18 protein-coding genes and 1 pseudogene are annotated in these 15364 nt (G+C 43.5%); 18 read left to right on the forward strand and 1 reads right to left on the reverse strand.

Annotated elements, in window-relative coordinates; all coding sequences use genetic code 11:
• Positions 1-57: 57 nt before the first annotated feature.
• From ACEE44_RS06565 to ACEE44_RS06610, 10 genes and pseudogenes are all read left to right on the forward strand, one after another.
• Positions 58-627 (forward strand): annotated as a pseudogene (locus tag ACEE44_RS06565) (carboxymuconolactone decarboxylase family protein).
• 224 nt (positions 628-851) lie between these two features.
• Positions 852-1553: an N-acetylmannosamine-6-phosphate 2-epimerase gene (locus ACEE44_RS06570; protein WP_449171690.1), complete on the forward strand. Its 702-nt coding sequence runs from the start codon at positions 852-854 to the stop codon at positions 1551-1553.
• Positions 1554-1607: 54 nt separating this feature from the next.
• A complete protein-coding gene (locus tag ACEE44_RS06575; RefSeq protein WP_222330307.1) occupies positions 1608-2921 on the forward strand; it encodes an ABC transporter substrate-binding protein in 1314 nt (437 codons plus the stop codon).
• A 154-nt stretch (positions 2922-3075) separates the two neighbouring features.
• The gene (locus ACEE44_RS06580) at positions 3076-3963 is read left to right on the forward strand and encodes a carbohydrate ABC transporter permease (RefSeq protein WP_024380549.1); all 888 of its coding nucleotides are present in this window, start codon (positions 3076-3078) and stop codon (positions 3961-3963) included.
• 13 nt (positions 3964-3976) lie between these two features.
• A complete protein-coding gene (locus ACEE44_RS06585; RefSeq protein WP_024378605.1) occupies positions 3977-4807 on the forward strand; it encodes a carbohydrate ABC transporter permease in 831 nt (276 codons plus the stop codon).
• A 29-nt stretch (positions 4808-4836) separates the two neighbouring features.
• The gene (locus ACEE44_RS06590; protein WP_024418985.1) at positions 4837-5292 is read left to right on the forward strand and encodes a YhcH/YjgK/YiaL family protein; all 456 of its coding nucleotides are present in this window, start codon (positions 4837-4839) and stop codon (positions 5290-5292) included.
• A gap of 32 nt (positions 5293-5324) precedes the next feature.
• Entirely contained in the window at positions 5325-5984 is a 660-nt protein-coding gene (locus tag ACEE44_RS06595) for a DUF624 domain-containing protein (protein ID WP_449171691.1), read from the forward strand.
• A complete protein-coding gene (locus tag ACEE44_RS06600) occupies positions 5981-6901 on the forward strand; it encodes a dihydrodipicolinate synthase family protein (protein ID WP_449171692.1) in 921 nt (306 codons plus the stop codon). Before ACEE44_RS06595 ends, ACEE44_RS06600 begins: the two co-directional genes overlap by 4 nt.
• Positions 6902-6910: 9 nt before the next feature.
• Positions 6911-7801: an ROK family protein gene (locus ACEE44_RS06605; protein WP_449171693.1), complete on the forward strand. Its 891-nt coding sequence runs from the start codon at positions 6911-6913 to the stop codon at positions 7799-7801.
• 92 nt (positions 7802-7893) lie between these two features.
• A complete protein-coding gene (locus ACEE44_RS06610) occupies positions 7894-8862 on the forward strand; it encodes an alpha/beta fold hydrolase (RefSeq protein ID WP_449171713.1) in 969 nt (322 codons plus the stop codon).
• A gap of 39 nt (positions 8863-8901) precedes the next feature.
• Here the strand turns inward: ACEE44_RS06610 and ACEE44_RS06615 are convergent, their stop codons facing one another.
• Positions 8902-9714 (reverse strand): MurR/RpiR family transcriptional regulator, encoded by an 813-nt coding sequence (locus ACEE44_RS06615; RefSeq protein ID WP_449171694.1) that lies wholly within the window; start codon positions 9712-9714, stop codon positions 8902-8904.
• Positions 9715-9812: 98 nt separating this feature from the next.
• On the opposite strand from ACEE44_RS06615, the gene ybeY reads away from it, so the two are divergent.
• From ybeY to rpmG, 8 genes are all read left to right on the forward strand, one after another.
• Positions 9813-10310 carry an rRNA maturation RNase YbeY gene (gene ybeY, locus ACEE44_RS06620; protein WP_002935749.1) on the forward strand — a complete coding sequence of 166 codons (498 nt, stop codon included), beginning with the start codon at positions 9813-9815 and terminating at the stop codon, positions 10308-10310.
• Complete coding sequence (locus ACEE44_RS06625) at positions 10291-10692, forward strand: diacylglycerol kinase family protein (RefSeq protein WP_002935751.1); 402 nt, start codon at positions 10291-10293, stop codon at positions 10690-10692. Before ybeY ends, ACEE44_RS06625 begins: the two co-directional genes overlap by 20 nt.
• Positions 10693-10708: 16 nt before the next feature.
• On the forward strand, positions 10709-11608 hold the full coding sequence (gene era / locus ACEE44_RS06630) for a GTPase Era (protein WP_248045359.1): 900 nt from the start codon (positions 10709-10711) through the stop codon (positions 11606-11608).
• A 252-nt stretch (positions 11609-11860) separates the two neighbouring features.
• Positions 11861-12298: a GNAT family N-acetyltransferase gene (locus ACEE44_RS06635; protein WP_449171695.1), complete on the forward strand. Its 438-nt coding sequence runs from the start codon at positions 11861-11863 to the stop codon at positions 12296-12298.
• A gap of 283 nt (positions 12299-12581) precedes the next feature.
• The gene (gene mutM, locus ACEE44_RS06640) at positions 12582-13409 is read left to right on the forward strand and encodes a DNA-formamidopyrimidine glycosylase (protein ID WP_222330299.1); all 828 of its coding nucleotides are present in this window, start codon (positions 12582-12584) and stop codon (positions 13407-13409) included.
• Entirely contained in the window at positions 13402-14004 is a 603-nt protein-coding gene (gene coaE / locus ACEE44_RS06645; protein ID WP_222330297.1) for a dephospho-CoA kinase, read from the forward strand. The genes mutM and coaE overlap by 8 nt, the downstream gene beginning before the upstream one ends.
• Entirely contained in the window at positions 13991-15199 is a 1209-nt protein-coding gene (locus ACEE44_RS06650; RefSeq protein WP_222330295.1) for a multidrug efflux MFS transporter, read from the forward strand. Before coaE ends, ACEE44_RS06650 begins: the two co-directional genes overlap by 14 nt.
• Entirely contained in the window at positions 15196-15345 is a 150-nt protein-coding gene (gene rpmG / locus ACEE44_RS06655) for a 50S ribosomal protein L33 (RefSeq protein ID WP_222330293.1), read from the forward strand. The genes ACEE44_RS06650 and rpmG overlap by 4 nt, the downstream gene beginning before the upstream one ends.
• The last annotated feature ends 19 nt before the right edge of the window (positions 15346-15364 follow it).

A 15364-nucleotide genomic window follows, 5' to 3' on the forward strand; every position in this document is an offset into this window, starting at 1 on the left:
ATCATGGAAGTCAGGATTGATGACTTGATGTAAAAAAAGCATGAAATGGAGTATCCTATGACACAAGATTTTTTCACTATTCATACCTTGGAAACTGTTAGACCTGATTTGAAAGAAAATTTGGAAACGGTCAAGAAAAATAACGGGGGCTATATTCCTAATTTAATTGGACTTTTAGCAAACTCTCCAACAGCCTTGGAAACCTATCAAACTGTAGGAGGCATTAACCGTCGCAATAGTCTGACACCGACTGAACGCGAAGTAGTATAAATTACAGCAGCGGTTGCTAATGGTTGCGGCTTCTGTGTAGCTGGTCATACGGCCATTTCAATCAAACAAATCAAGATGCCAGATGAGATTTTGCAGGCTCTTCGTCAGGGGACACCTATTGAGGCAGATGCGAAATTGGATACATTGGCTCGTTTTACTCTGGCAGTCATCCAAGAAAAAGGTAAAGTAGGCGACCAGTTGCAAGAAGAATTTTTCCAAGCAGGCTATACCGCAGAGAATGCTTTGGATGTTGTACTGGGAGTTAGCCTTGCGACCCTCTGTAATTATGCCAATAACCTGATTAACACCCCAATCAATCCTGAACTGCAGCCCTATGCTTTGAAAGATGAAGAATAGAATTTGAAAACCAGTCGAACTAGCCGGCTGGTTTTTCAATTTTAGCAAGTGAAACTATTTTTATAAAAAAGTTAGAAAATAGAAAGTAGTTTCAAAAAATCCCCTTTTCTTTATTCAGACAGAAATTAAAATTTAAATGTAAAAGTTTGTTGAAAAGATGTCAATATATTGTATAATAATAATGTAAGCGCTAACTCGGATCCGGTAATAGAAAGGAGAAATGAATGGCTACCATCAGCAAAGAAGCCTTAAAAGAACAAATTAAAGATGGCATTATTATTTCCTGTCAAGCTTTACCAGGTGAGCCTTTATATAGTGAAGAAGGCGGAGTTATTCCTCTATTGGTCAAGGCAGCCCAGGAAGCGGGTGCTGTAGGTATTCGAGCAAACAGTGTTCGAGATATTAAAGAAATCAAGGAAGTAACCGATTTACCTATTATCGGAATTATCAAGAGAGATTACCCTCCTCAGGAGCCTTTCATTACGGCAACGATGAGAGAGGTGGACGAGCTAGCTGAGCTAGACATTGCAGTTATTGCCCTGGATTGCACCAAACGTGAGCGTTATGATGGTCTGGACATCGTTGATTTCATCAAACAAATCAAGGAAAAATATCCACATCAACTCTTCATGGCAGATATTTCCACCTATGAAGAAGGTGTGACAGCCTACGAGGCAGGTATTGATTTTGTTGGCACGACCCTTTCGGGCTATACATCCTATAGCCGACAAGAAGATGGACCGGATATTGAGTTGGTTGACCGACTTTGCCGTGCTGGGATTGATGTCATCGCAGAAGGAAAAATCCACTATCCAGATCAAGCTAGAACCATTCACGATTTAGGTGTGGCAGGTATCGTCGTTGGCGGAGCCATTACCCGTCCTAAGGAAATAGCGGAGCGGTTTATCCGGGCTCTGAAAAAATAGTTACATAGTCTAATAACCCCATCTGGGGAAGCAAAAAAATAAAGGAGAAGAATGATGAAAAAAATCATACATTCATTGTTAGCTGGTGTGGCAGTTTTGTCACTCGCAGCATGTAGTGGTGGTAGCAGTAATACAACTGCTGAAAAAACAGCTGAATCAAGTGCTTCTGGTAAGACAGAAATCACTTGGTGGGCCTTCCCAGTATTCACACAAGAGAATACAGAAGACGGTGTTGGTACCTATGAGCAAAAAATTATTGCTGCTTTTGAGGAAGCTAACCCAGACATCACTGTCAAACTGGAAACCATTGACTTTACATCTGGTCCAGAAAAAATCACGACTGCTATCGAAGCAGGTACTGCTCCAGACGTTCTCTTCGATGCACCAGGTCGTATCATTACCTACGGAAAAAATGGTAAATTGGCTGAGTTGAATGATCTCTTCACAGATGAATTTGTCAAAGATGTGAACAACGATAACATCATTCAAGCCTCTAAGGCTGGTGATACTGCCTACATGTACCCACTCAGCTCTGCTCCATTCTATATGGCCTTCAACAAAGCCATGTTAGAAGACGCAGGTGTGCTTGATCTTGTCAAAGATGGCTGGACTACAGACGACTTTGAAAAAGTTATCAAGGCTTTGAAAGACAAAGGCTACAACCCAGGTTCCCTCTTCTCTAACGGTCAAGGTGGTGACCAAGGTACTCGTGCCTTCTTGGCAAACCTTTACAGCGGTAGCATCACAGACGAAGGCGTAACTAAGTATACAACTGATTCAGAGCAAATGATCAAAGCCTTGGATAAGGCAGCTGGCTGGATTAAAGACGGCTACATGATGAACGGCTCTCAATACGCAGGTGGCGATGATATTCAAAACTTTGCAAACGGTCAAACATCTTACACTATCCTTTGGGGTCCTGCTCAAAATGGTATCCAAGGACAATTGCTAGAAGCATCTAAAGTAGAAGTTCTTGAAGTACCATTCCCATCTGAAGATGGTAAAGCAGCTCTTGAATACCTTGTAAACGGCTTTGCAGTCTTCAACAATGGCGACGAAGCACGTGTAGCAGCGTCTAAGAAATTCATCCAGTTCATCGCAGATGATAAAGAGTGGGGTCCTAAGAACGTTGTTCGTACAGGTGCCTTCCCAGTTCGTACTTCATTTGGTGCTCTCTATGATGACGAACGCATGGCTATGATTGACAAGTGGACTGGCTACTACTCACCATACTACAACACTATTGATGGATTTGCTGAAATGAGAACTCTTTGGTTCCCAATGCTTCAAGCTGTGTCAAATGGCGAAAAAGAAGCAGAACCAGCTTTGAAAGAATTCACTGAACAAGCAAACGCAACGATTAAATAAATGAATTGAATGAGGCTCCTTTTCTCTGTCAGTTACTACAAAGATATGGAAAGGGAGCTCTTCCTTTCATGCTTTGTGAAAATCAAAAAAATATTTTCAGTAGGTATTTTGATTTTCATAAAGAATAATTTCAAATTGAATGGAGGTGTTTTAAGTGCAGATAAATAAGATTAGAATGCGGGAAACCATTGTATCCTATACCTTCTTGGCTCCTATTCTCATTTTCTTCACCATTTTTGTACTCGCTCCAATGATTATGGGATTTGTCACCAGTTTCTTTAACTATACCATGACAGATTTCACCTTTGTTGGACTTGATAACTATGTACGGATGTTTAATGATCCGATCTTTATCAAATCTCTGATTAACACATTGATTATCGTGGTTGGCTCAGTGCCAGTTGTTGTTTTCTTTTCAGTATTTGTCGCTTCACAGACCTATGAAAAGAATGTCATCGCACGTTCTTTCTACCGTGCAGTTTTCTTCCTACCTGTTGTAACGGGATCGGTTGCTGTTACGGTTGTTTGGAAATGGATTTATGATCCGCTATCAGGTATTTTGAACTTCGTTTTGAAATCTGGTGGCCTAATTGAACAAAACATCAGTTGGTTAGGGGATAAGCAGTGGGCCTTGTTAGCCATCATCATTATCCTCTTAACAACTTCAGTTGGTCAGCCAATTATTCTTTACATTGCAGCTCTTGGAAATATTGACAATTCCTTGGTAGAAGCTGCGCGTGTGGACGGTGCCAACGAACATCAAGTTTTCTGGCAAATCAAATGGCCAAGCCTCTTACCAACCACTCTTTACATCGCAGTTATTACAACCATTAACTCCTTCCAGTGTTTTGCCCTTATTCAGCTCTTGACCTCAGGTGGACCTAACTATTCAACGTCCACCCTCATGTACTACTTGTACGAAAAAGCCTTCAAGTTGTCTGAGTATGGATATGCAAACACCATGGGTGTTTTCCTGGCAGTTATGATTGCACTGATTTCCTTTGCTCAATTCAAGATTTTGGGTAACGATGTGGAATACTAGAAAGGAGGAATTTATGAAAAAGAAAACCATTACACCCTTTGGTGTTATTTCAACGATCATCTTGCTCTTGTTGACCATCCTTTTCATTTTCCCTTTCTATTGGATTATGACAGGTGCATTTAAGTCACAACCTCATACCATTGTGATTCCGCCTCAGTGGTGGCCAACCCAGCCAACCATGGAAAACTTTACTAAATTGACAGTCCAAAACCCAGCCTTACAGTGGCTATGGAACTCAGTCTTTATTTCCTTGGCGACCATGATTTTGGTTTGTTCAACATCCTCTCTAGCGGGTTATGTCTTGGCTAAGAAACGGTTCTATGGACAGCGGATTTTGTTCTCAATCTTTATTGCAGCCATGGCTTTACCTAAACAGGTTGTCCTTGTGCCTCTAGTACGGATTATCAACTTTATGGGTATTCATGATACCTTAGCAGCGGTGATTCTGCCGCTAGTTGGCTGGCCATTCGGTGTTTTCTTGATGAAACAATTCTCTGAAAATATTCCAACAGAGCTCTTGGAATCTGCTAAGATTGATGGTTGTGGAGAGCTGTCAACCTTCTGGAATGTTGCCTTTCCGATTGTCAAACCAGGTTTTGCAGCCTTGGCTATCTTTACCTTCATCAACTCTTGGAATGACTATTTCATGCAGTTGGTGATGCTGACTTCTCGTCAGAATTTGACCATTTCGCTAGGTGTTGCGACCATGCAGGCTGAAATGGCAACCAACTATGGTGTTATCATGGCGGGAGCTGCTATGGCTGCAGTACCAATCGTTACTGTCTTCCTTGTCTTCCAAAAATCCTTTACTCAAGGTATCACCATGGGAGCGGTTAAAGGCTAAGAATTCGGATAGTTGGTGGAGAAAGATACATGATTTATGATCATATTGACAATTGTTCACAATATAAGGGACTACATCCCAACTTGGATCTTGCCTTGGCTGTTCTGGAAAAGGGTGATTTTCGCGAGCAGGACCTAGGTAGGTATGAAATCGCTGGTCAGGCTGTCTATTATTTCCTTCAGGAAAATACTCTATCTGAAGAGTTCAAGGAGGAATTTGAATACCATCGTTCCTACGCAGATATCCATTTTGTTATCAGCGGACAGGAACAAATTTCTTACGGTTGTCGTCTGGTTGGAGAAGATACTGGTTTTGATCCAGCAAGTGATATCGGTTTTGTTCCGAGTGAAAAATGGGTGGATTGCCTACTTGATGGGAATTACTTTGCTATTTTCCTGCCTGGTGAGGTTCATCAGCCAAACCAATGGGCAGGTGGACAAAAGACTGTCCGCAAGTTTGTCATTAAAGTCTTACTAGACGATTAGTTCTCAACTAAAATAGAAAGGGGAAGGTGTAAATGAAAGGAAAGGGTGGTAGAACACTGGTTCAGTCCTTGTTTGATGCCAATCATCCAGCATGGCAACTGGTAGAGAAACTCTTTGATCTCATGCTCTTAAATGGCTTAACTGTTTTGGCAAGTCTTCCTCTTTTTACCTTGGGAATTGCCAAACTAGCCCTCCAAGCGAGTTTATGGGACATGAATGAAGTGGGGAAAGTCAAGGTCTGGTCGACCTACTGGGGTCATTTTGGTCGCCAGTGGAAACAGGGCTTGGTCTTGTCGCTGGTAGAAATTGGGCTAACGACATTTTGCCTCTTGGATCTTTATCTGATTTGGGGACAGGCTGGTCTGGTATTTGATAGTTTTCGTGCAAGCTGTATTGCCATCCTGCTCTTTAGTCAGCTACTTTGGGTCTATATCTACCCGTTAGCCAGTCGATTTGATTTGCAGTTGAAAGACTTATTCCTAAAAGGAATTTTATGCCTGGGGAATATGTTGTCCTTGACCGCTATGGTTGGTCTGGTCTTTCTACTTGTAGCTACTATCCTCTTTTATTCAGACCTGACATTTTTGATCGGTCTGGTTTGTCTACTATTTTTTGCCTATGCGGGCCTATCCTTTCTATTCATTAGAGAATTTGGGTCAAGAATAAAAACAGTTAAAAAGGAATTAGAATGAAAGATTTATCGAAATATCATGGAATTATCCCAGCCTTCTATGCTTGTTATGACGAGGTTGGTGAGATTAGTTCAGAACGTGTAAAAGCCCTGGTTCAGTATTTCATTGACAAGGGTGTTCAAGGGCTATATGTCAATGGTTCGTCTGGTGAATGTATTTACCAAAGTGTAGAAGACCGCAAGCAAATTCTTGAAGCGGTCATGGAAGTTGCCAAGGGCAAATTGACCATCATCAACCATGTGGCCTGCAACAATTTGAAGGACAGTGTGGAGCTAGCTCGTCATTCGGAAGAATTGGGTGTTGATGCTATTGCGGCCATCCCACCTATTTACTTCCGTTTGCCAGAGTACAGTATCGCTGCTTACTGGAACGGTATTAGTGCAGCTGCACCAAACACTGATTTCATTATCTACAATATTCCGCAACTGGCTGGTGTTTCCTTGACACCAAGTCTGTATAAGGAAATGCTGAAAAATCCACGCGTGGTCGGTGTGAAAAATTCCTCTATGCCAGTTCAGGATATTGATACTTTTGTAACCCTTGGTGGCGAGGACTATGTGGTATTCAATGGTCCAGATGAGCAATTCTTAGGTGGTCGCCTCATGGGCGCTAAGGGTGGAATTGGGGGTACCTATGGTGCTATGCCAGAACTCTTCCTGCGTTTGAACCAATTGATTGCGGACAAGGACTTGGAAACAGCCCGTCAATTGCAGGCGACTATCAATACTATTATTGGTAAACTGGTATCCGGTCATGGTCATATGTACGCTGTCATCAAGGAAGTCATCCGTATCAATGATGGCTTGGATATTGGTTCTGTTCGTGAACCTCTGACAGCCTTGACGGAAGCAGACTTGGTCATTGCTCAAGAAGCAGCCCAACTCATTCGCGATGCTAAGGAAAGATTTGGTGCCTAGGAGGTGTCTATGAAAACCTATCTTGCTATTGATATTGGCGGAACTCAGATTAAATATGGTCGTCTGGATGAAGCAGGTCAGGTCCTAGAAAGTTACAAGATGGATACGGAAGCCTACAAGGGCGGCCCCCATATCCTAGCGACAGTCAAAAAACTTGTGGAAGATTTTCATGCCCAAGCCCCCCTTTCAGGTGTAGCTATTTCATCAGCTGGGATGGTTGACCCTGACAAGGGAGAGATTTTCTACTCAGGACCACAAATTCCAAACTATGCTGGTACCCAGTTTAAGTCTGAAATTGAAACAGCTTTTGGTCTTCCTTGCGAGATTGAAAATGATGTGAATTGTGCGGGCCTAGCAGAAGGTATTTCAGGTGCTGGTCAGGGCAGTCAGATTTCCATTTGTTTGACCATTGGTACGGGTATCGGTGGTTGCTTGCTAGTGGACGGTCAAATCTTCCATGGCTTTAGTAATTCAGCCTGTGAGGTCGGCTATCTTCACCTTTCAGATGGGGCTTTCCAAGACCTGGCTTCAACGACGGCTCTTGTCCAAGAGGTGGCTCGTTTACATGCTCAGGATCCAGCAGACTGGAACGGCTATAAGATTTTCCAGGAAGCCAAGGCGGGAGATGCTCACTGTATTGCTGCCATTGACCGAATGGTCAACTATCTTGGTCAAGGTATTGCCAATATCTGCTATGTAGCCAACCCAGAAGTGGTTATTCTTGGCGGTGGTATTATGGCGCAAAAAGATTATCTTTATGAGAAAATCCAAGCAGCTCTGAAGGCAAACCTGGTTTCAAGTCTAGCAGACAAGACCAAGCTGGCCTTTGCAGAGCATGAGAATGCTGCTGGTATGCTGGGAGCCTTCTATCACTTCCAACAGAAGCAGAGGCTACTATAATATACGATAAGATGGAGAGCTTCCTTCCCTTTCTCTTCTCCTTTAGATTTGGAAGCTTTCCGTCTTTTTTCTAGTTGTAGAGAGGTTGAATGATGATTGATAATATGACCTTGCAGGATATGCTGACCTATCGTGGTCGGCAGGAAGTCCCTGCAGATTTTGATGCTTTCTGGCAGAATGAAAAAAATCAGCTGACAGGTCTAGCAGACCATGTATTACTTGAAAAAGCATGTGGCTTGCCTCATGTAGCTTGCTACGAACTGACCTTTACGGGTACAAATGGCTCCAAGGTTTTTGCCAAGTGCCTCTTTCCCAAGTCTGACAAACCAGTTCCTGTCCTCTTTTATTTTCATGGTTACCAGGGTCAGGGTCCAGATTGGTCGGAGAACTTGAAATTTTTAGCAGCTGGTTATGGGGTAGTAGCTATGGATGTCCGTGGTCAGGCGGGGCGTTCTCAGGATTTGGGGCAATTTGATGGGATAACTGTTAAGGGGCAGGTTATTCGAGGGATGCTTCAAGGACCAGACCACTTGTTTTATAAGGATGTCTATCTGGATGTCTATCAGCTGATTGAGATTATTGCCAGCTTGGACTTTGTTGACCAGAAGCGCCTGGTATCTTACGGTGCCTCACAGGGAGGAGCCTTGGCTTTAGTAGCTGCTGCTCTCAGTCCCCACATCAGTAAAACGGTAGCCATCTATCCATTCCTATCTGACTTTAAACGGGTCTTGGAACTTGGCAACAACAGTGAAGCCTACGACGAATTGTTTCGTTATTTCAAATTTTCAGATCCGTTTCATGAAAGGGAAGAGGAGGTTCTTCGAACCCTATCCTATATTGATGTAAAAAATCTGGCTCACTTGATTTCATGCCCGGTAGCTTTGGTGACGGGCTTAGAAGATGGCGTTTGTCCTCCATCAACCCAATTTGCCATCTACAATCGACTGGAAGTTGAAAAAGAAATGAAAATCTTACCAGAATATGCCCACGATGCCATGCATGTAAAGGTTAATGACTATGTCTATGATTATTTAATCGGGACACGTTTTTCGGCTAACTAATTAAAGGCACTACTTGAAATACAGTAGTGCCTTTTCTGCTTATTCCTTGATGGTTTGTTTGAAAATACTTTCTTTTCTGTCCTTGTCGATGGACAAAAAATAGGCGTAGATAACATCAAGCATGATGAGGAGGGGAATTTGAGGGGAAATACGGTTGCCATAATTAAGGTGTCGGACAGAGGCGACTGGAATGACTTGGTCAAAAGTCGGATGGGAAAAACTCTTAGTTGTTAACAGGGCGGTAGGAATCCCCTTTTGAGCAGCCAGGTGGAGATGCTCCATGACCTCTTCTGTCTGACCAGACAGAGAAAGACCGATAACCAAGCAGGTCTGATCTAGGATATTGGTTGTCCAAATGAGGTTGTTTTTATCTGTAATAGCATCACAAACGACTCCCAGTCGCATAAAACGGGACTTGATTTCCATGGCCACTAAACCAGAACTGCCGATTCCGTAGAAATAGACACGCTTGCTACTGTCAATGAGCTTGGCAATTTCTTCCAATTTTTCCTCATCTACCAGATTATTAGTGGCGGTTAGGATTTCCTCATAGTCTACCAAGACTTTTTTTGTTAGGCTCCGTTGTAATTTTTCAAAATGTTTATCCAAATACTGCTGGTTATTTTGAAAAGCGAAAACAAATTCCCTGTAGCCAGAAAATCCACATTTTTTAGCAAATCTGGTCAGAGCTGAAGGGGAAATATGCAGGGTTTGAGTGGTGTTTTCAAGGCTGAAATCAGCACTGGCAGGGTCCAGTTGGGTAAAGTAGCTGGCAATCTGTTTTTCGAGCCTTGTCATCTGTTCCAAATGTGATTCAATAATTGCTGTTATGTTTTTGGTTGTTTCTAACATCTTCATTCCTCTGATAGCTTCTGAGGATATTATACCACTTAAAACTCCTCATTGATAGGTTTTGTGTTATAATGGTACTGTAAAAGGAACGTAATATTATGTATATTGAAATGATAGATGAAACAGGGCAAGTTTCTGCTCAAATGCAGGAGCAGATTACGGAATTGCTTCAGTTTGCTGCCGAAAAAATTGGCAAGCAGAATAAGGAAATGGCTGTGACCTTTGTGGACAATAAGCGTGTCCATGAGGTTAACTTGGAGTATCGAGGAATTGACCGTCCAACAGATGTCGTTAGCCTAGAGTATAAGCCAGAGTCGGAGATTGTTTTTGATGAGGAAGACTTACTGGACAATCCAGAATTGGCTGAAATGATGGAAGATTTTGATGCCTATATCGGAGAATTGTATATTTCTATCGATAAGGCGCGTGAGCAAGCTGAAGATTATGGTCATAGCTACGAGCGCGAAATGGGCTTTTTGGCAGTACATGGTTTTCTGCATATCAATGGCTATGATCACTATACGCCAGAAGAAGAGGCAGAAATGTTTGGTTTACAAGAAGAAATTTTGACGGCCTATGGACTTACAAGAGAATAATTCAAAAAATCGCTGGAAAAACCGAGAATTGATTGCTAGTCTAGAATTTGCAGTAACGGGTTTGTTGACGGCTTTCAAGGAAGAACGCAATATGAAGAAGCACCTGGCTTCAGCTATTCTTGTAGTGCTTGCGGGACTTATTTTCCAAGTATCTGTGACAGAATGGCTCTTCCTCTTACTCAGTATTAGTCTAGTTATCGCTTTTGAAATTGTGAATTCTGCTATTGAGAATGTGGTGGATTTGGCGTCTGACTATCATTTTTCTATGTTGGCAAAGAATGCAAAAGATATGGCAGCAGGAGCAGTCTTGTTTGTGTCAGGCTTTGCCTTGTTGACAGGTTTGATTATCTTTGTGCCGAAAATTTGGGACTTTATTTTTTAGAATATAAGGAGAATACATGACATTTAAGTCAGGTTTTGTGGCGATTTTAGGTCGTCCAAACGTTGGGAAATCAACCTTTCTCAACTATGTAATGGGGCAAAAAATTGCCATTATGAGCGACAAGGCTCAAACAACCCGTAACAAGATTATGGGCATTTATACGACAGAAGAAGAGCAGATTGTCTTCATTGACACACCAGGAATTCACAAGCCAAAGACGGCTTTGGGCGATTTTATGGTGGAGTCTGCTTATAGTACCCTTCGTGAAGTGGACACGGTCCTCTTTATGGTGCCAGCCGATGAAAAACGAGGCAAGGGTGACGACATGATTATGGAACGCCTTAAACAGGCCAAGGTTCCCGTTATCCTCGTTGTCAACAAGATTGACAAGGTTCATCCAGAACAGCTTTTGGAACAGATTGATGATTTCCGTCAACAGATGGAGTTCAAGGAAATTGTGCCTATTTCTGCTACCCAAGGGAACAATGTCAACCGACTCATGGAAATTCTAAAAGAAAATCTGGACGAAGGTTTCCAATATTTCCCAGCGGATCAGATCACTGACCACCCAGAACGTTTCTTGGTATCTGAGATGATTCGGGAGAAGGTTCTACACCTGACTCGTGAGGAAATTCCGCACTCTGTGGCCGTTGTCATCGAGTCCATGAAACGTGATGAATTTACCGACAAGGTTCACATTCGAGCGACGATTATGGTGGAGCGTGATAGCCAGAAAGGCATCATCATCGGCAAGCAAGGAGCCATGCTCAAGAAAATCGGCTCCATGGCCCGTCGTGATATTGAATTGATGTTGGGTGACAAGGTCTTCCTCGAAACCTGGGTCAAGGTCAAGAAAAACTGGCGTGACAAAAAACTCGACCTCGCCGATTTTGGCTATAATGAGAAAGAGTATTAAAAACGTCCGGGGGACGTTTTTAACCCGAGCTTGAAAATGGGAAAGCGAGGAAGGTTCGGGGAGTGAAACAGTCTGGAATAGACTGTTTCAGCTGGTCACCTAAAAATGCGAAAGTGACCATGTGAAAACCCGAGCTTGAAAAGCAGAGGGCGAGGTAGCCTGGTGTGACTTGTCTCGCCAGAATAGAAATGAATTAATTTCAAGCGTGAAGCACCACTTTTGTGGTGTTTTCCGTCGTTACGGTGAGATATTATGACGATTAGAGCAGTTAATGAACAGACTCTTTCTATCTGGGTTTCTTTTGCAAGTCAGGTTTGGCAGACAAAAGAGCAAGTTTTGATAGAAAAATTTTCAAATAATTGGTTTCCTTTTGAGTTTTTGTATTACTCTCAAAGTGAGGAGCCGATAGCGTGGATTAGTTTGTCGCTTCGCCACGACTATGTAGAAGGATGCCAGGTGAGTCCAGTTGCCTATTTAGAAGGGATTTTTATTAGCCCGAATTACCGTAGTCAAGGGATTGCGAAAGAACTGTTGAATTTTGCTGAGCATTGGGCTAAAAGTCAAGGGATATGCCAACTAGGATCTGATGCGGAACTGGATAATCTACTGAGCCAGAATTTTCATATCAAACATGGCTTCCGAGAAGTTAGCCGAACCGTTCACTATGTTCGAGATTTGAATAGTGAATAAAAGTATGTCTATCAAAAATTTAGTTAAGAAAGGAAAGCCGATTAGGCGTTGTCTTGAATTCGCCTAGGCCTCTTTGAAAATCACAACTGTGACCTAGGTTCCGAAGCACCATCGGTCAGGTTCCTATTTTTCTTTTATTTTGTAATTTTGTTAGAAAGGACGAGTGTTTGCGTACTTGAACCCGAGCTAAAAGCTCGGAAAATAGATAGAGCTCCTTGTGTGCAAGCCACACAGCGTCGCTCTCCTAATTTTCAGTCGCTTTTTACGCTCTTGGTATCGTACATTGCCCGAATTGCCTGAGGTTGAGACGGTTCGTCGTGGTTTAAATCGGCTAGTCAGAGGTAAGGTTATTTCCAAGGTAGAAGTAACCTATGCTCCTATGATTAAGACTGGTGCTGATGCTTTCTGCCAAGACTTGCTTGGTCAGGAGATTTTAGATGTGGACCGTCGTGGCAAGTATCTCTTGATTTACCTGACGGACCAAGTCCTCATTTCCCATTTACGCATGGAGGGCAAGTACAATTTCTTTCCAGACCAGGTGCCTGCCAACAAGCACTTTCATGCCTTTTTCACCTTTACGGACGGTTCAACCTTGGTCTACCAAGATGTTCGCAAGTTTGGGACCATGGAGCTGCTGGGCAAGGCGGATGTGGATGCCTATTTTCTCAGTCGAAAAATTGGTCCTGAGCCGACGGAGGCAGATTTTGACCTAGAAGCCTTTGCTGCTAAGTTGGCCAAGTCAAAAAAGCCCATTAAGTCGCATCTTTTGGACCAGTCTTTAGTGGCTGGTTTGGGCAATATCTATGTCGATGAGGTCTTGTTCAAGGCCCACGTCCATCCTGCTCAAACGAGTAACCTGCTGTCGGCAGAGCAGGTGGCGGACCTCCGTCAAGCCACCATAGCAGTTCTGCAACTGGGAATCGAAAAAGGCGGCTCAACCATTCGGACCTATAAAAATGCCTTGGGCATGGATGGGACTATGCAGGATTATTTACAAGTTTACGGAAAGACAGGGCAGGCCTGTCCCCGTTGCCAGACAGAGATTGTCAAAATCCAGCTGGGCGGACGGGGGACACATTTCTGTCCTCAGTGTCAGGTGAAAAATGGCTAAAGTGATCGGAATAACAGGTGGCATCGCCTCTGGAAAATCAACCGTTACAGCTTTTCTGAGAGAACAAGGCTATCCAGTCATTGATGCGGATGCGGTTGTTCATGAATTGCAGGCTAAGGGTGGCAAGCTCTATCAGGTTTTGCTGAAAGAGTTTGGTCAAGACATCTTGTCGGCAGATGGAAATTTAGACAGGGTCAAGCTGGGTCAGGCTGTTTTTGCGGATAGCAAGTTGCGAGCTCGTTTGTCTGTCTTGCAGGACCAAATTATCAGGCAAGAATTGTTGGCTAGAAGGGATGCGCTCAAGCAGACTGAGGATGTAATTTTCATGGATATTCCTTTGCTCTACGAGGCGGATTATAGCGGGGAAGTAGATGAAGTTTGGCTAGTTTATGTCGATAGAGCGCAGCAGTTGGATCGGCTGATGAAGCGCAATGGTTATTCAGCTCAAGATGCAGAAAATCGACTGGCTGCTCAGCTTTCTTTAGAGGAAAAGCGGAGCAAGGCCCAGTTTGTGATTGACAATAGCGGAGCAGTGGAGGCGACCTTGATGCAGGTGGCCAAAGGTTTGGAGGAAATGAAGGATGGACGAAGGTAGTCATTACTGGCAGCGAAATATGAAAGTGGCTTGGCTGGGTAACTTTTTGACGGGAGTTAGCTTTACCCTGGTCATGCCCTTTATCTCGGTCTTCGTGGAGGAGCTGGGAGTGGGAGCTGGTCAGGTAGAATACTATGCGGGCTTGGCGGTGTCGGCCAATGCCTTTTCGGCGGCGGTTATGGCTCCTATCTGGGGGAGTTTGGCAGACCGCTACGGTCGCAAGCCCATGATGGTGCGAGCAGCCTTTGCCATGATTTTTACTATGGGTGGTATGGCCTTTGTGCCTAATGTCTTTTGGCTGATTGTCCTGCGGGTCTTGAACGGGATGTTTACAGGTTACATTCCAAATGCGACGGCCTTGATTGCTAGTCAGGTGCCCAAGGACAAAACAGGCTATGCTCTGGGGACCTTGTCAACAGGGGCAGTAGCGGGAAACTTGATTGGGCCAACGCTAGGCGGTATTCTGGCAGAGATGTTTGGTGTCCACAATGTCTTTCTGCTGGTTGGTTTGCTCTATGCTCTGGTGGTTGTACTGACAGTATTCTATATTCGTGAAGATTTTGTCCCTGTCAAAAAAGGTGATGCTATGTCTGTTCAAGAGGTCTTTGGTCAGGTCAGGGACAAGCAGATGTTGGTAGGGCTATTTATAACTTCCATGATTATCATTGCGGCTGCTCAGGCAGTGGTGCCGATTTTGACTCTTTATGTACGGCATTTGGGTCAGACGGATAATCTGCTCTTTGTAGCTGGTTTTATTATCTCTCTACCCGGTATGGCCTCCTTGGTGACCTCCGGCCCCTTAGGGAAGTTGGGGGATAAGATTGGCAACCACAGGCTCTTGCTGATGGCTCTGGCTTACAGCTTGCTAATCAACGTTCTCTGTGTTTTTGCCCAAAATCCATTTCAGCTGGGTCTCTTACGGTTCCTCTATGGCTTTGGGACTGGAGCCCTCTTGCCTTCAGTCAATTCGCTCTTGACCAAGCTGACGCCCAAGGAAGGGATTTCCAGAATCTTTTCCTATAACCAACTATTTAATAATCTTGGTTCTGTTGTGGGGCCAATGATGGGGTCAGCGGTGGCTGCTCAACTGGGCTATGACGGGGTATTTTACTTATCCAGTGGCCTGGTCTTGTTCAATTTACTTTGGTCCTTGACCAATTTTAGAAATTACTTGAAAGTAAGGGATGTTTCGTGAGAGTTAAAATCAATTTACAGTGTACAGAATGCGGGAGTAAGAATTATCTGACCAGTAAAAATTCCAAGACCCATCCAGATAAGATCGAGGTTTTGAAATACTGTCCAAAAGAAAGAAAAGTAACCCTTCACCTTGAAACCAAATAGGTATTGTGGTATAATATGC

Source organism: Streptococcus sp. 32226D021BW (assembly GCF_053545015.1).

Excerpts from the sequence above, each read along its gene's own strand:
- ACEE44_RS06605 (WP_449171693.1), top strand. The coding sequence starts at position 6,911 with ATGAAAACCTATCTTGCTATTGATATTGGCGGAACTCAGATTAAATAT.
- ybeY (WP_002935749.1), top strand. The coding sequence starts at position 9,813 with ATGTATATTGAAATGATAGATGAAACAGGGCAAGTTTCTGCTCAAATG.
- ACEE44_RS06575 (WP_222330307.1), top strand. The coding sequence starts at position 1,608 with ATGAAAAAAATCATACATTCATTGTTAGCTGGTGTGGCAGTTTTGTCA.
- ACEE44_RS06650 (WP_222330295.1), top strand. The coding sequence starts at position 13,991 with ATGGACGAAGGTAGTCATTACTGGCAGCGAAATATGAAAGTGGCTTGG.
- era (WP_248045359.1), top strand. The coding sequence starts at position 10,709 with ATGACATTTAAGTCAGGTTTTGTGGCGATTTTAGGTCGTCCAAACGTT.
- ACEE44_RS06595 (WP_449171691.1), top strand. The coding sequence starts at position 5,325 with ATGAAAGGAAAGGGTGGTAGAACACTGGTTCAGTCCTTGTTTGATGCC.
- ACEE44_RS06635 (WP_449171695.1), top strand. The coding sequence starts at position 11,861 with ATGACGATTAGAGCAGTTAATGAACAGACTCTTTCTATCTGGGTTTCT.
- ACEE44_RS06570 (WP_449171690.1), top strand. The coding sequence starts at position 852 with ATGGCTACCATCAGCAAAGAAGCCTTAAAAGAACAAATTAAAGATGGC.
- ACEE44_RS06590 (WP_024418985.1), top strand. The coding sequence starts at position 4,837 with ATGATTTATGATCATATTGACAATTGTTCACAATATAAGGGACTACAT.
- ACEE44_RS06610 (WP_449171713.1), top strand. The coding sequence starts at position 7,894 with ATGATTGATAATATGACCTTGCAGGATATGCTGACCTATCGTGGTCGG.
- ACEE44_RS06600 (WP_449171692.1), top strand. The coding sequence starts at position 5,981 with ATGAAAGATTTATCGAAATATCATGGAATTATCCCAGCCTTCTATGCT.
- ACEE44_RS06615 (WP_449171694.1), bottom strand. The coding sequence starts at position 9,714 with ATGTTAGAAACAACCAAAAACATAACAGCAATTATTGAATCACATTTG.
- ACEE44_RS06585 (WP_024378605.1), top strand. The coding sequence starts at position 3,977 with ATGAAAAAGAAAACCATTACACCCTTTGGTGTTATTTCAACGATCATC.
- coaE (WP_222330297.1), top strand. The coding sequence starts at position 13,402 with ATGGCTAAAGTGATCGGAATAACAGGTGGCATCGCCTCTGGAAAATCA.
- ACEE44_RS06625 (WP_002935751.1), top strand. The coding sequence starts at position 10,291 with ATGGACTTACAAGAGAATAATTCAAAAAATCGCTGGAAAAACCGAGAA.